10 protein-coding genes and 1 pseudogene are annotated in these 15,585 nt (G+C 36.7%); all 11 read right to left on the bottom strand.

The genetic code is table 11. From position 1 onward, the window contains the following. Positions 1–360 precede the first annotated feature (360 nt). Positions 361–1,482, bottom strand: coding sequence for an ROK family transcriptional regulator (locus tag Ana3638_RS10800; protein ID WP_161838030.1), 1,122 nt, complete (start codon positions 1,480–1,482; stop codon positions 361–363). 260 nt (positions 1,483–1,742) lie between these two features. Further along, complete coding sequence (gene aspS, locus Ana3638_RS10795) at positions 1,743–3,533, bottom strand: aspartate--tRNA ligase (protein WP_161838029.1); 1,791 nt, start codon at positions 3,531–3,533, stop codon at positions 1,743–1,745. Between the two features lie 63 nt (positions 3,534–3,596). Further along, entirely contained in the window at positions 3,597–3,902 is a 306-nt protein-coding gene (locus tag Ana3638_RS10790) for a Dabb family protein (RefSeq protein ID WP_161838028.1), read from the bottom strand. 221 nt (positions 3,903–4,123) lie between these two features. Further along, positions 4,124–5,371, bottom strand: coding sequence for a histidine--tRNA ligase (gene hisS, locus Ana3638_RS10785; protein WP_161838027.1), 1,248 nt, complete (start codon positions 5,369–5,371; stop codon positions 4,124–4,126). A gap of 28 nt (positions 5,372–5,399) precedes the next feature. Further along, a pseudogene (locus Ana3638_RS26765) lies at positions 5,400–6,001 on the bottom strand (HD-GYP domain-containing protein). Positions 6,002–6,185: 184 nt separating this feature from the next. Further along, positions 6,186–7,772, bottom strand: coding sequence for a coproporphyrinogen dehydrogenase HemZ (gene hemZ / locus Ana3638_RS10775; RefSeq protein WP_161838026.1), 1,587 nt, complete (start codon positions 7,770–7,772; stop codon positions 6,186–6,188). 22 nt (positions 7,773–7,794) lie between these two features. Further along, positions 7,795–8,436 (bottom strand): MBL fold metallo-hydrolase, encoded by a 642-nt coding sequence (locus tag Ana3638_RS10770; protein ID WP_161838025.1) that lies wholly within the window; start codon positions 8,434–8,436, stop codon positions 7,795–7,797. A gap of 219 nt (positions 8,437–8,655) precedes the next feature. Next, positions 8,656–10,938 carry a RelA/SpoT family protein gene (locus Ana3638_RS10765; RefSeq protein ID WP_161840519.1) on the bottom strand — a complete coding sequence of 761 codons (2,283 nt, stop codon included), beginning with the start codon at positions 10,936–10,938 and terminating at the stop codon, positions 8,656–8,658. A 375-nt stretch (positions 10,939–11,313) separates the two neighbouring features. Further along, the gene (locus Ana3638_RS10760; RefSeq protein ID WP_161838024.1) at positions 11,314–11,838 is read right to left on the bottom strand and encodes an adenine phosphoribosyltransferase; all 525 of its coding nucleotides are present in this window, start codon (positions 11,836–11,838) and stop codon (positions 11,314–11,316) included. Between the two features lie 283 nt (positions 11,839–12,121). Then, on the bottom strand, positions 12,122–13,894 hold the full coding sequence (gene recJ / locus Ana3638_RS10755; protein WP_161838023.1) for a single-stranded-DNA-specific exonuclease RecJ: 1,773 nt from the start codon (positions 13,892–13,894) through the stop codon (positions 12,122–12,124). 223 nt (positions 13,895–14,117) lie between these two features. Further along, positions 14,118–15,560, bottom strand: a complete 1,443-nt coding sequence (gene scfB, locus Ana3638_RS10750) for a thioether cross-link-forming SCIFF peptide maturase (RefSeq protein ID WP_161838022.1) — start codon at positions 15,558–15,560, stop codon at positions 14,118–14,120. Positions 15,561–15,585 lie beyond the last annotated feature (25 nt).

Here is a 15,585-nt window from a genome sequence, read left to right as displayed (position 1 = left end):
ATAAAATGTTTTATTAAAGTTATTATATTATTGCATTCTTATGATAAAAAGTCAAGTCAATTTAGACTTTTATTTATTTATTTATTGCCAGGCATGGTGTCAGCATTCCGATACTTTCGTTCCAAACGAATTGCATGGTAATATAATTTCTTCCCGCACGGTTGGGCTTATTATGACATAAGAAACACCCTTTGCGTGTTTCTTATGTTCGCGTGCGCGTTCGAATTATTGCAAACAAGTTTGCTAATTCTCACTTTGCTTTCGCGGAAATAAAAAAGAGTCTGACTTACCAGACTCTAGAGATGACGCTTCCCTTCAAAAAAGCCTTATGACTCTATATTAAGTCATAAGTTATTTCATTTAATAGATGGAATTAAAATATTTTTCTATAAATTGTATACCTGCTCCTACTGCAGCTGCTTCTTTTTTATATTTGCTGCTTTTGATATAGGTGGAATCTAAATCAAAATTATTATACTGCAAAACTGTCTGTCCCAGTTCAATCAAATATTCCTCCATGTAACCGCCAACATATCCGCCTAATATTATGTCACAATCAAATGCCATTCTTAAGTTGGATACTGCTATTGCAAGATATTTGATATATTCATTCCAAGCATTCTTACATTCTTTGTCGTTTTCTTTTAATTTATCAAAAAATAAATCCAGATTTTCATCGGTATATTTCGATAAATTCAATGCAGAACAATAAACATCCATACAGCCGCATTTACCGCAGTAACAGGTTCTGCCATTAGGTTCTATTACCATATGCCCAAACTCAGCGCTTTTAAAATTATCTCCCATATATATTTCATCGTTAACGTATATAGCACCGCCGACCGTATTACTCAAGGATAAATATATGCTGTTCTTAGCTGATTCTCTAAGCTCGGCATATGCCGCACTATTGGCATCGTTACTGAATGCAACATCATATTTCAGAAATTGGCTGAACTTTTTAAGACTTAAATTACTAACTTTAAAAACATGGGTTCGCAGTAAAATGGAATTTGATGTGTCTACTATTCCGGGTATGGATATTCCTACCCCAAGGACCTTATTTTTATCTATCTGATTTTCCGTTAAAAATGCTTCTAATTCTACACCTAACTCTTCGTTATATCCAATCGTGTCCTCATAAAAACTTTTTATTCTTTTATTAACGGAAACAGTTCCGCTGGTATCGACAAGAACCATACTGATATGATTACTTGTAATATCAATACCTACCGCATATTTGTGACCTTTTGCCAATGCCAGGGCACCGGCTTTTCTTCCGCCGGTAGATTGATATTTTCCGACTTCTATTATGATACCATTCTCCAGCAGTTCTTTCACATTCTGCAATACGGTGGGCATACTAAGGCCCAACTCTCTGGAAATCTCCTGTTTGGACGTTTCACCTTTTTTATATATAAACTTGACTATTTTTATCTTGTTCCTACGTTTGGTTTCAAAATTGTTTGGTATTCGATTCATAAACACCTCTGCTTTAAGTAAATGATTTAACAATACTATTATAGGATAAATCAAAATGTAATTCAATTCTATAATTAATATAAAAATGACTAATTCGATTCTGTAGTTAATAACATAATATATCTAGTCGTTAAAAAAGTACCGCCGCAGTGGGATCCTAAGCAGAGTGTTTTATCCGGTAGGACGCAATTTCCAATAAGATAAAGCAAAAGGTAATAAGGCCCAATATTAAGACTTTATTACCTCTTTTGGTTTATTAACTAGCACTCTTGGGATACTACTCCGATTCCAAGCTCATCTAATTGTTTTTGTTCTACTACATTCGGGGCTTCCGTCATTAAACAGGAAGCATCTTTTACTTTAGGGAAAGCAATTACATCACGGATACTGTCTTCTTTTGCCATAAGCATAATCAGGCGGTCTAAACCATAAGCAAGACCTGCATGGGGCGGAACACCATATTTAAATGCATTTAATAAGAATCCGAAACGGTCATAGGCATCTTCTTTGGTGAAGCCTAATACTTCAAACATTTTCTCCTGAACATGGTTCTGGAAAATTCTCACGCTGCCGCCGCCGATTTCAGTTCCGTTTAATACGATATCATAAGCTTTCGCTCTTACTTTTACAGGGTCAGTATCTAATAAATCCAGATCTTCTTCCATAGGCATGGTGAACGGATGATGTTTTGCGGTAAATCTTCCTTCTTCTTTGGAGTATTCCAATAACGGGAACTCCGTTACCCAAAGGAATTTATACTCGTCTTTCTTTAATAAATCAAGATTTCTTGCAATCTCTAAACGTAAGTTTCCTAACACATCAAATACAATATCATCTTCATCTGCGGCAAATAATAATAAGTCGCCTGGTTTACCTGCCATTGCGGCTACCAAAGCTGCCAGTTCTTCTTCCGTCATAAATTTAGAGAAAGAAGATTTATAAGTACCGTCACTGTTAACAGCAAGGTAAGCTAAGCCTTTTGCACCAAATCCTTTGGCAAATTCAACTAACGCATCGATTTTCTTTCTTGGCATCTCAGCTTGTCCCTCTGCATTGATACCACGAACGGATCCGCCCTTTTCCAAAGCTCCTGTAAATACGGAAAAACCACAGTTTTTAACAACTTCGGATACATTTTTTAATTCCATTCCAAAGCGGATATCCGGTTTATCGGAACCAAAACGGTCCATTGCTTCGGCGTAGGTCATCCTCTGGATAGGAAGTGATACCTTAACACCAATGGTTTCTTTAAATAATTTCTGGAGTAATCTTTCATTAACACCAATTACATCATCTACATCCACAAAGGATAATTCCATATCGATCTGGGTAAATTCCGGCTGTCTGTCCGCACGTAAATCTTCATCACGGAAGCATTTTACGATTTGGAAATAACGGTCATAACCGGAACACATTAATAACTGCTTAAAAATCTGCGGTGACTGGGGAAGTGCATAAAAGTTACCCGGATGAACACGGCTTGGAACCAGATAATCCCTTGCGCCTTCCGGAGTACTCTTCGTAAGCATCGGGGTTTCTATTTCCAAGAATCCTTCTTCTGCTAAGAACTGACGGGTTAACGTAGCAACCTTACTTCTCATAATCAGATTTTTCTGTAAATCCGGTCTTCTTAAATCCAGATATCTGTATTTTAGTCTTAATTCTTCTTTGGTTTTGCTCTCTTCTTCTATTGGGAACGGCGGTGTCTCTGCTTCGGAAAGAATACGAAGTTCGGTAGCTCTAAGTTCAATACTGCCGGTTGCAAGATTTTCATTGGCAGCTCCGGAACGTGCTTCAATCTTACCTACTACCGCGATAACAAATTCACTTCTTAATTTTTCAGCTTTCGCAAATCCTTCTGCACCTATATCTCCTTCTTCAAATATAACCTGTAAAAGCCCGGAACGGTCTCTTAAATCTACGAAGATAATTCCGCCTTTATTTCTGCTTTTTTGAACCCAACCCATAACGGTTACTACTTCTCCGATATTGGAACCGGTTACTTCTGTACATCTGTGGCTTCTGTGCAAGCCCTTCATTGATTCTGCCATTTTGACCTCCTATTTTTACGTATCAAATGATACGCCAAAACTCCTCTGCTATCATATCACTGATTATTCATAATAGTCAATACATTTCCGGTCTTTCACAACAGATCTTACAAAGGTTGCGGCTTTTACATGTTCCGGGTGAACCTGATAATTATTTAATGCTTCCACGCTCTCAAAGGAACTGTCTAAAATAAGATCCGCATCACCGGAACCGGACGGCAGGGGTTCCGTAATTACCTTTATGGAAATAACACCTGGCACTTTATCCTTTAAAGCCTCCAGACTTTCTTTAATAATTTTTGCATGTTCTTTTTTTTCATCTTTTGTAAAATTATCTCCGTGCTTCCACATAACGATATGCTTTACCATAATTATAATCCTCCGTTATATAAAAATTAATTTCTATTTTGACTTATTGTTTTAACTTGTAATTATAAGAACCTTTCATACGCTCCTTATCATCCGCTCTTTGTTTTTTAAACAGGATAACTTATACATGTTGCTTTTCAACTATCCAATAAACGGTTTCTTTTATCATCGTTCAATTGATATAAAAAATGATTTTTGTACCCCTATTAAACTAAATTTTATTATTTAATAAAAAATTCTGAAATCTTATCTAATGCAATTTCTGTCTGTTCCCCGTTTTCCATATTCTTAATACTAACTTTATTACCGGCTAATTCATCTGCACCGACTATAATTGTATTTTTTGCTCCGAGTTTATTCGCATATTTCATCTGTGCTTTTACGCTGCGGTCCATATAATCCGTTTCTACAATAATTCCTGCATTTCTTAACTGGTTTACCACTTTATAAGCAGCCGCTTTGGCTTCCTTACCTAAGATACCAACATATAATTCAATAGCTGGTTCCGGTTCCAGTTCTACATTTTCTTTATCAAGGAAATAAATAATACGTTCAATACCCATACCAAAACCGACGGATGGGATATCCTGCTTCTCATCAATCTCATGAATCAGATTATCATAACGGCCGCCTCCGCATAAGGTAAAGCCTTCTTCATTTACAAATTCAAATACGGTTTTCGTGTAATAATCCAAACCTCTGACGATACCGGTATCTATTTCAAAAGGAATATTTAATTCCGTTAATAAATCCTGTAATTCCTCAAAATGGGTTCTGCACTCTTCATCCAGATATTGTATGGTTCTTGGTGCATCTTTTACTATCTCTTTACAGGTCGGAACTTTACAATCCAATACTCTTAACGGGTTTTTAAGCATTCTTTCCCGGCAGGTCGGGCACAAGTGTTCTTCATGCTCTTTCAAATAACCTAACAATGCTTCGTTATAAGTCTTTCTGCAAGTACTGCAGCCAATGCTGTTAATGTGGAGTTTGGCATTCTTAAGCCCTATCTTCTCTATAAAAGTAGTAATTAAAGTGATTAATTCCACCTCAGCCAAAGGACTTTTAGAACCAATAAACTCTGCACCAAACTGATGATGCTGGCGAAGTCTTCCGCTTTGAGGCTGTTCATAGCGGAATGCAGGTGTTACATAAAACAGTTTTGTCGGCTGACTTTCCGCATACAGATTATTCTCCAGATAGGCACGTATTACTCCTGCAGTTCCCTCCGGTTTTAAGGTAACACTGCGTTTTCCTTTATCTTCAAAGGTGTACATTTCTTTTTGTACTACATCTGTAGTTTCACCTACTCCCCGTTGAAATAAGACAGTATGTTCAAATACAGGTGTTATCACTTCTTTTATATTATAATTCCTGCATAACTCTCTCGCAAGTTCTTCTATCCGGGTTCTTTTGTACATATTACTTCCAAACCAGTCCTGTGTACCTTTAGGTCTTTGCGTAATCATGTCTATACCTCCACATCTATCCTATATTTTAATAATAACCATCATGGAGTATTTTTCTCCATGAATAATTTTTTTTATTTATTTGTCGTACGAACTCGTTAACATCGGAAAATTCCTCAGAATGAACCACTCTTAAAAACGCAAGGAATATCCTCATATCAAAGTTCTTCACTTCTTCAATTAATAAATTTATGGCAGTCTCTTGATTAAAAGCGGACCGATATCTTCTGTCTGATATTAAAGCTGCATACACATCGCATATCCTTAAAATTCTTCCGCCAATTGGTATGGAATCTTCCTTGAGATTATCCGGATAACCGGACCCGTCATAATTTTCATGATGATGGTAAACGGATTGTAATATAGTGTCGTCATATTTATATTTTTTAATATCTCATAACCGATTGCAGGATGCATACGGATATATTTCATTTCTTCCACTGTTAATGCGTTATCGCTGCGTTTGTATAAAAATTGCCCTAATTTTAGTTTTCCGATATCATGTACCATTCCTGCTATTGCCATAGAATAACAGAAGTTTGCATCCATTTTCATTTCTTTTGATAAAAGAAAAGCTAATTTACTTACCAGGATTCCATGGTCAATTGCCTCTTCCAGATCATCTCCCATAGCAGTTTCATTTTCCGGTATAAATAAATCTAGAGTTTCCTGTAACAGCATACAAATTTCCTTTCTATATCAAAGAGCCAGTCTAGCCAGATATTGCGCTGACCAAATAATTCCAAAGACTACTATCTTTTGTGCGTTTATGCGCTGCCACTCGCGGTATTTCACCTATGGCACGAACATCCAATTAGATAAAACAAGAATTTTCCTTAAGGAAGATACGTTTTCTCTCTATCATCTCATCTACACGTTCCACATAATCTTTTAAACTCTTTACATTTTCGACCCGTTCTATACGGTTTTCCTTATGAAAAACAAACTTGGAAAGTGCACCTGCACCTAAAGCGAGTATTGTCTGCTTCTCTTCCATAATCAGGATGTTATATAAACCTTCTTTTCCGAATTTAGAATATCCTATATTTTCGAGGTTATCTGCCATATTCTTCTGCCTGTAGAGATAATATGGCAGATAACCTGCCTGTTTCGTATAATCAGATGTTAATTTTAACATGTTGGTAGTATCTGCGGATACCATATCCTGATACTCTTCTTTCTGAATGTTTAATCTGGCTGCCCGTTTAATAGCCAGTGTATGGACCGTTAAACTGTCCGGTGTTAATTTATCCATTTCTTCTAAAGTGAAAGCTACGTCTTCTGACTTCTCACCGGGAAGTCCGATAATGATATCCATATTAATATTAGTATGGCCGTAATCTCTTGCCATATGAAATGCTTCTATTACCTGTTTAACAGAATGTTTTCTGCCTATTAAATCTAATGTCCTCTGATTCATGGTTTGAGGATTAATTGAGATTCTGGTAACACCATGGTCTTTTAATACCTTTAATTTCTCTGAAGTTATACTGTCCGGTCTTCCGGCTTCCACCGTATATTCCAAAACACTTGTAAAATCAAAATTTTTCTTTATATGTGTTAACAGTCCATCCAGCTGCCTGGCAGTTAAAGTGGTTGGGGTCCCTCCCCCCAGATAAACAGTCGTTAATTTTTTATCTATATTACAGCTTCCGGCATATGTTATTTCTTTATATAGAGCATCTAAATACGATTCGACCTCAGATTCATATTTTTCCAGAGAATAAGAGGTAAAAGAACAATACAGACAAGTGCTCGGACAAAATGGTATCCCGATATAAATACTGTATCCTTTCCTGTAATCCATCTCATTTAATAGAGTTATCTCCCTTTTTGCTACCTGAAGACTTAATGCAGTTTTCTCCTCCGAGCAAAGATACTCTTTTTTCAAATAATCAATTATCTCTTCCTCAGGGATATGTTCTTCCAGCTTTTCATAAGCTATTTTTGTCGGCCTAACGCCGGTTAAGGTTCCCCAAGGCAATTCCCTGCCGGTTATATGGGATAAGCAGCAATACAGCATTCTTTTTAAATGATTCCGCTTAACTTTATTTGAACCGGGCCCGGCTTTCCTATTATAATCTATTAAAATTTTGTCCTGGAGATTTGCATAACTTCGTTTTTCTGAATATAATAAAACTTCTTTTTCAATCGCTTTTATCTCGATGAACGGATCCAAGAAATCAATAAATATCTCCACATTATCCCATACCAAGGAGGTATATAAGTCCTTTTGCCCCTTTATATCCCATAATAGATTCCCATTTATTGAATCTTTCTTCGAGTTCTGATCCGAAGGAAATTCCTTATGCACTTTTATCTGATCATTAGGATAAAATGCCTTTACTAAAGAATGTATATCATATTCATATTCGTCTTTTGATAAATAAACCTGTATCATGACGGCTCCTATCTTCTTCCTATCAATCCCAAAAATCATTATCTCCAACATAAGGATTATGAGTTCTTTCATAACCAATGGTTGTCCGGTCTCCATGTCCGGGACAAACCATAACATCATCCGGTAATACCATTAACTTCTGCTTAATAGATTCTATAAGAGTTTTTGCATTACCGGTGGGAAGATCCGTTCTTCCTACCGACTCTAAAAATAAAGTGTCCCCGCTGATTAGAATTTTCTCTTTATCAAAATAATAGCACATACCCCCGGCAGTGTGTCCGGGAGTATGAATCATCTGTATCTTAAGACCGGCTAACGTAATCTGATCTTTATCCTGAATCAATTGATCTGCCTTTAAAGTAATATTTTTGCGTATCATATAACCGCCGTTTAAATCAGGATCTGCAAGCAGTTCTTTTTCTGCTTCACCGGCTATAACAGGGATATGATAATACTTTGCCACCTCTTCTGCCGCCATAATATGGTCAAAGTGACCATGTGTCAGCAGAATGGCAACGGGATGTAAGCCCTGTTCCTTTAGCAAATTCGTTATAACTGAGGCCTGGTCTGCGGGGTCAATAATAATAGCCTCCTTTGTATTTTCATTGGATACTATATAACAATTGGTACTTACTACACCCAATACGTAAGACTGAATTTTCATATCTGCCTCCATCTGCCTTTTATCTCATAGGTAATTGCGAAACCAGGTCATTGTATTTCATGCAAATAATACAATTCCAGAGCTGAATCCTGCCTGAAAGCAACTGCAGCCAGAAAGTAGTATTATTTGTTATGGTATATTCAGAATACTATATAGTTTCGTAATTGTCTATTTTATCTTAATAAAAAGGTATCATAGATGTTATTCGGCTTCCTGCTTTTAGCCGGTGGTACGTTCAATGTCCAATACACTTTCTATACCTCGTAATTTAGCAACAATATATTTTAACTGTTCGACTCCGTTAATTTCAAAGCCGATACTAATGGTTGCTGTTCCCTGTTTACTGGTTCTGACTGTCATTGAAGTAACATCTATTTTATTTTCCGTTAGGATTTTAGACACATCAACCAATACGCCGCTTCTGTTATTTGCATAGATTTTGATCTCCGCAGTATAAAGTTCTCCCTGCATTTTATCCGGGGATACATTCCATTCCGCTTCAATTAATCTGGCACGGTCTTCTTCGGATAAATTCATGAGATTAATACAGTCCGTACGATGGATGGACACACCGCGGCCGCGGGTTACAAAGCCAACGATTTCATCACCGGGAACGGGACTGCAGCATTTGGAAAAACGAACTGCAACATCATGTATTCCCTCTACTACGATGCCGCTTCTTGATTTTGTAAAAGCAGCAGGTTTATTCTCCTTTATATCGGAAATGGTGTCTAATACGTTTTCATCGGTGATTTCTTTTTTATGTTTTTTATCGTACTCATCTTTGAGCTTATTAATTACCTGGCCTTCTTTTAAACCACCATGACCAACGGCTGCGTAAATAGAATCCCAATCCCGGAAACCATACTTAGACATAACCTTATTCATAAACTCAGGTTTTAATAAATCACTGAGGTTAATACCCTTGGTCTTACAATAAGCTATAATCATATCTTTACCGCGGATGATGTTATCTTCTTTTAATTCGGTTTTAAACCACTGGTTGATTTTATTTTTCGCCTGAGTACTTTTCACCAAAGATAACCAGTCTCTGCTGGGTCCTTTGGAATTCTGGGATGTAATAATTTCTATCCGGTCACCGTTTTGAATGACATAATCAATATTTACTAATTTACCGTTTACTCTGGCTCCAACCATCTTGTTGCCTACTGCACTATGAATGCTGTAAGCAAAATCGATGGGAGTAGATCCATTCGGCAAATTCTTGACATCACCGGTAGGCGTGAAACAATACACACTTTCGGAAAATAAATCCAAATCACTCTTAAGCAGACTTAAGAATTCTTTATTATCCGACATGTCCCTCTGCCACTCTAAAATCTGGCGCAGCCAGGTTAATTTAGCCTCTTCCGTATCATGGGTATTCTTTCCGTCCTGTCCTTCCTTGTATTTCCAATGGGCAGCAATACCATATTCTGCCGTCCGGTGCATCTCATACGTTCTAATCTGTATCTCGAACGGTTGTCCTCCGGGCCCGATTAATGTTGTATGAAGAGACTGGTACATATTCGGCTTCGGCATGGCAATATAATCTTTAAACCTGCCAGGTATTGGTTTATACATCTCATGTATAACGCCAAGTGCAGCATAACAGTCTTTCACCGATTCCACAATAATACGAACAGCAAATAAATCAAAAATCTGGTCCAGTGTCTTATTTTGATTTACCATCTTTTTATATATACTGAAGAAATGTTTCACACGTCCGTCAATTTTGGCATCGATTTCAGCTGCCTGAATATGGTATCTGACTTCTTCCACAATTCCGTTAATGATTTCTTCTCTTTCCCCTTTTTTGGAGTTTATTTTCTCCGTTAAATCATTATAAATTTCCGGTTCCAGATATTTTAAAGATAGATCATCTAATTCTATTTTAATTTTGGATATACCAAGTCTCTGTGCTATAGGTGCATAGATGTCCATGGTTTCCCTTGCTTTTTCTTTTTGTTTAATGGGAGTTTGATATTGAAGTGTCCGCATATTGTGCAGACGATCCGCTAATTTTATTAAAATAACGCGGATATCTTTTGCCATTGCCAAAAACATTTTTCTCAAGTTTTCAGCCTGGATTTCGACTTTATCCTTAGAATAACTTAATTGAGTTAATTTCGTAACACCATCTACCAGTAAAGCAATCTCTTCATTAAACTCTCCCTTGAGTTCCTCAACTGTATAAACCGTATCTTCCACTACATCATGGAGAAGTCCTGCTACAATGGTCTCTTTATCTAATTCCAGTTCAGCCAAAATAATAGCCACACATAAAGGATGTATAATGTAGGGTTCCCCGGATTTCCTGAACTGATTTTTATGAGCAAGATCTGCAACATGGTAGGCTTTTTCTATCATGGAAATATCAGCAGACGGATGATAACTTTCCACAATTTTAACTAATTCCTTATACAATACGTCAGGACTAGTAAAATCAGCAGGAATTAACATTTCTTTATTTTTTTTGTCTTTATTATCTTTATCCCTCATCTTATATGCCAAATCATCCATGAAATCACCACCAGTCTGTAAGTTTATCTTTTTATTATAATCAATCTCTAAAAAAAAATCAATTCATTTATTGAATAATGACTTATCCTGCTGAGTTTTGTCATTGTCTTCCAGATGGGTATACGAAAATTATATATATTTGTCGTGATAAAACGGGAAGAAACGCGGTTCGCGCGGGCGTTCGAATTACTGCAAGCAAGCTTATTATTTCTCACTTTGTTTGTGCGAAAATTAAAGCCATAGGTTATGATAGTACATCTAACCTATGGCAAAATTTATTATAAATATATGATTTAAGTTTAACAAAGTTCTTATAATCAAGGTAAGTAATTGTATTCTTTATGGCGGAAATTTTTATTTCCCTTCGTATTTTATTACGGCATCCACATTATAACCTTTTAATTTATCACGTCCATGGAGTCCTTCTAATTCGATTAAGAATATAATTTTTACAACTTCACCGCCTAAACTTTCAACCAGTTTCGTTATCGCTTCAATTGTACCGCCGGTTGCTATTAAATCGTCTACGATTGCTACCTTCTGACCTGGTTTAATTGCATCCTTATGCATTTCAATCGTTGCAGTACCGTACTCCAAGGCATATTCCATCTGTATGGTTTCACAAGGAAGTTTTCCCTTTTTGCGTACCGGAACAAATGCTTTATTTAGATTATAGGCAATCGGTACTCCGAATATAAAACCTCTTGATTCAGGCCCTACAATAACATCTATGTCCAATCCATCTAAAAGTGCCTGCATCTGATCGATGGACATTCTTAAACTGTCTTTATCCTGTAATACACTTGTCACATCCCTGAATACAATACCTTTTTCAGGAAAATCAGGTATACTTCTAACATATTCTTCTAACTTCTTCATATTAACGCCCTCTGCATAACACATCTGTCTGCAGATGTGTTGCTGCCACTAATAATATGTGAAACAAAGTTTCACAGGTCGAAAGATTTTTTATGTGGCATTCCTTTCTTTATTATCTTTTCTTTCAACCCAACGCATAGTCTATGCTTTCTGCGCACAAAAAACCCAACATATATTATAACATTAACGAAATTAAATATCAAATTATTTCAAATCAGCAATTTCTTATAATTTAAATTTCAAGCCAAAATTCATTACAGTTTTTCTCTTTTATTTTTTGCAGTTATTGAAATATCATCTGGTAATTTTGAATAATTATCTGTACCGTACGATTTCCGCCATATTCATTAATACTTGGATAATAGGTTACCGATAATTTTACTGCATTATCCCTGTTCTGGAACATCTTATCTATTTCTTCCCGGCCGTAACCCTCTCTTAAATTATTTAAAAATACTTCCACTTCGCCAAAATAGACAGCATCCATTACACGTCCATACTCGTTAGCAACCTGAAGTTTCAGTACATTGGAATTTTTACCAAAGATACTGGCTCTTCTGATACGCAGGTTTTTTTCAGCAAATACGGGTTTTAAATTACCTTTTCCAAAAGGCTCCATCCTTTCTAATTCCATTACCAGTTCTTCATTTAAGTAACCTAACGGAAGGAGAATATCGATTGATATTTTTGGGATTAGATCCTCTGTTGTTAATAAGGTATTCTGATTTAAAGTTTTTCTTAACCGCTCAACTTCTGTCTCTGCTAAAGATAATCCCGCTGCAAGCGGATGCCCGCCGTATTTTAATAATAAATGCTTACATTTCGTTAATTCTTCATATATATTATATTGCTCTATGGAACGGCAGGAACCTTTTATAGCTGCCTCCGAATCGGTCAATACAATTGCCGGTTTATTATATCTTTCTTTCAGACGTCCCGCAATAATTCCGGCCAGGCTTTCGTGGCAGTCTTTTAAATAAACTACCAGGACTTTATCTTCTTCCATACCGCCATCTTCCACCAGTTTAATTGCCTGTTCCAAACTTTTGGCTGTCATTTCCTTACGGGTATCATTTAACTGCTTAAGTTCCCCTGCCAAGAGGTCTGCTTCCTCTTTTGTTTCCGATAACAGCAGCCGTAAACCTTTTTTGGCCGTATCCAGCCTTCCGGAAGCATTTAGACATGGGCCGATAATATAACCCAAATGATATGCGGACAGATTAATCAGGTTGATATTATTTTTCTCCATTAAAGCCTTTAGACCAAAATTATTTGTCTTTTTTAATAATTCCAGTCCATTTTTTACAATAATACGGTTTTCATTCACCAGATCCATTACGTCACACACCGTAGCGATGGCTACTACTTCTAATAATTTATCCGTTTCTTTTTTGTCAATCCCGAACCTGTCATAAAGGATCTGAACCAGTTTAAAAGCAACTGCCGCACCGCAAAGACATTTAAACGGATACTGGCAATCGTGCTGCTTGGGATTTACCACTGCATCTCCCTTTGGTATGATATATTCTTTTCGGTCTCCCTCTTCCATAAACGGCACATCATGATGGTCCGTAATAATAACTGTCATACCAAGTTCTTTTGCTTTTTCAATCTGCTCCTTAGCAGATATTCCATTATCACAGGTTAATATGGTATCAATACCGTCCAGGCTGGCAGCCTCAATAATATTCATATTAATACCGTAGCCGTCTTTTACCCTGTCCGGAATCTCATAATCTACTGTAGCTTTACAGTTATTAAGTGCCGTATATAAAACATAAGTCGAAGCAACTCCGTCAACATCATAATCCCCAACAATCCTGATTTTTTTACCTTGCTTTATTTTATCCGTTAATATGTCACATGCCTTCACCATATCTTTCATAGTCAGGGGATTATGTAAATACCCAATATCCGGATGGAGAAATGCTTTAATATCTTCTGCTTCTTCATGATTCCGGTTAACCAGTAATCTTGCAATTACTTCGCTTATTTTATATTGCTTCATCATAGCAGTAAAATCTGCTTTTTTATTTTTTAATACCCATTTTTCCATAGTAACCTCCAATATTCCATCTATGGTTTAGGCGACGGAAGTCCAATTTATTGTTTTGAATGAATACCTTGGGATGACTATCGATACCCAAACCATTTATCAGAATGTAATAAAGAATATGAAAGAATAACGGAAGAAACTCAACGTGCGAGTTTCTTCCGTTCGCCGGTGCGTTTACAATCATTTAAGCAAGTCAGATGATTGCTCACTTTTACTGCCTTTATTATTCTAATTCCGCTTCCGCAGCTTTTAACATAATTGCACATTCCACACGTTTTTTCTGCAGCTCACACCCAATATCGTAAGTGTCCAAAATGTTTCCATGAAACTTAAAGGAATTTGCAGCACATCCGCCGCTGCAGTAAAATCTGGCAAAACACTCTTTGCACTTATCTTTGGCGTAAACATTACAGCATTTAAACTCATCCCTTAAATCTGCTTTTTTCACGCCTTCATACACGTTACCCATCAAGTAATTATCCTCACCGACAAACTGGTGGCATGGATATAAATCACCCCAAGGAGTAACCGCCAGATACTCCGTACCCGAACCACAACCGGATAAACGTTTTGCAACACAGGGACCGCCGGATAAATCAATCATGAAATGGAAAAAGTTAAATTCCTTTCCTTCCTTTTTCTTCTCCAGCATATATCGTGCCAGCTTGTCATATTCCTCAAAAATTTTAGGGATGTCGGCTTCTGTGATAGCGTAAGGTTCCTCAGGGAGGGATACTACGGGTTCTACGGAAATCTGTTTAAATCCCAGTTCGGCCAAATGTTTAACATCTTCTGCAAAATCCAGATTATTATGAGTGAATGTTCCTCTCACATAATAATTCGTCTGCTTACGGCTGTCAGCGAATTTTAAAAACTTTGGTACGATTACATCATAACTGCCTTTTCCGTTCCTTGAAGGCCTCATTCGATCATTTATTTCTTTACGTCCGTCAATACTGAGTACCATATTACTCATTTCCTGATTTGCAAATTCCATGATTTCGTCATTTAACAGAATTCCGTTGGTGGTTAAGGTAAAACGGAATTTTTTATTATGTAATTTCTCCTGCTCCCTGCCATAAACAACTAAACGTTTTACTACGTCAAAGTTCATAAGCGGTTCGCCGCCGAAGAAATCGACTTCAAGATTTTTTCTGTTTCCGGAGTTCTGAATCAGAAAATCCAATGCCTGTTTTCCTACTTCATAACTCATTAAAGCTCTTCTGCCCTGATATTCCCCTTCCTCCGCAAAGCAATAACGGCAGGCCAGATTACAATCATGGGCAATATGTAAACATAACGCTTTTACAACTGTTTGCCGGGATTTAAATTCGGATATATAATTTTCATAAATATCTTCCGTAAAAAGAGCACCGTCCTTAATTAATTCCTCTATATCATTAAGAGCTTCCAGAACAGCTGTTTTAACTTCTTCCTCATCCGATTCACTGCCGAACAACCGGCTGTATTCCGAACGATGGTACTTACGGATTATTTCATTTATAACCTCTTCTTTCTTAATATCAGAAAACTTCTTAGATTTATTTTGATCTATAGTATTATATACGGCTATAATATCATAAGCTAAGTCATCAACAACATGAACCATTCCGCTGTTAACATCTAATACAATATTATATCCGTTATTCTTATATTGGTGAACCAAAGTGTTTCTCCCTTCTATATAAAAA

The organism is Anaerocolumna sedimenticola (genome assembly GCF_009931695.1).
Classification (GTDB): domain Bacteria; phylum Bacillota; class Clostridia; order Lachnospirales; family Lachnospiraceae; genus Anaerocolumna; species Anaerocolumna sedimenticola.
The sequence above is the reverse complement of the archived record's forward strand: the minus strand, read 5'-3'. Positions and strand labels throughout refer to the sequence as shown.

Excerpts from the sequence above, each read along its gene's own strand:
- Ana3638_RS10800 (WP_161838030.1), bottom strand. The coding sequence starts at position 1,482 with ATGAATCGAATACCAAACAATTTTGAAACCAAACGTAGGAACAAGATA.
- aspS (WP_161838029.1), bottom strand. The coding sequence starts at position 3,533 with ATGGCAGAATCAATGAAGGGCTTGCACAGAAGCCACAGATGTACAGAA.
- Ana3638_RS10790 (WP_161838028.1), bottom strand. The coding sequence starts at position 3,902 with ATGGTAAAGCATATCGTTATGTGGAAGCACGGAGATAATTTTACAAAA.
- hisS (WP_161838027.1), bottom strand. The coding sequence starts at position 5,371 with ATGATTACGCAAAGACCTAAAGGTACACAGGACTGGTTTGGAAGTAAT.
- hemZ (WP_161838026.1), bottom strand. The coding sequence starts at position 7,772 with ATGATACAGGTTTATTTATCAAAAGACGAATATGAATATGATATACAT.
- Ana3638_RS10770 (WP_161838025.1), bottom strand. The coding sequence starts at position 8,436 with ATGAAAATTCAGTCTTACGTATTGGGTGTAGTAAGTACCAATTGTTAT.
- Ana3638_RS10765 (WP_161840519.1), bottom strand. The coding sequence starts at position 10,938 with ATGAGGGATAAAGATAATAAAGACAAAAAAAATAAAGAAATGTTAATT.
- Ana3638_RS10760 (WP_161838024.1), bottom strand. The coding sequence starts at position 11,838 with ATGAAGAAGTTAGAAGAATATGTTAGAAGTATACCTGATTTTCCTGAA.
- recJ (WP_161838023.1), bottom strand. The coding sequence starts at position 13,894 with ATGGAAAAATGGGTATTAAAAAATAAAAAAGCAGATTTTACTGCTATG.